Here is a 265-nt window from a genome sequence, read left to right as displayed (position 1 = left end):
ATCATACACGTTACGCCACATCATAGCAAGCAAAAATTCCATCCGGATGAAGCTTCAGCTCTTCCTGCTTCACGAGCGTGCTCATTCGTTCCCACGACGAGACCTGCACCGTCAGATTGGGGTGTACCGGATGTGGCGCGTGCGCTCCCCAATTTGCTAGGTCCCAACGTGGTCCACGGTAGGAGGGCGGCTGCACCCAGAATTTCCATGCGCCGGGCTCCACATCCAGATCGTGCTGGGCCAGCAGCGCCGCGCTCAACTTCCG

1 protein-coding gene is annotated in these 265 nt (G+C 58.9%); it reads right to left on the bottom strand.

Annotated features, from left to right (window positions below; translation table 11 throughout):
• Positions 1-10: 10 nt before the first annotated feature.
• The coding region (locus AC1RPT_RS08060; protein ID WP_481763033.1) for a hypothetical protein at positions 11-265 on the bottom strand (255 nt) is incomplete at its 5' end.

Source organism: Dellaglioa sp. CoH-56-MRSF-11, assembly GCF_056782135.1.
Note: the sequence above shows the minus strand (reverse complement) of the source record. Positions and strands in the feature narration are given on the sequence as shown.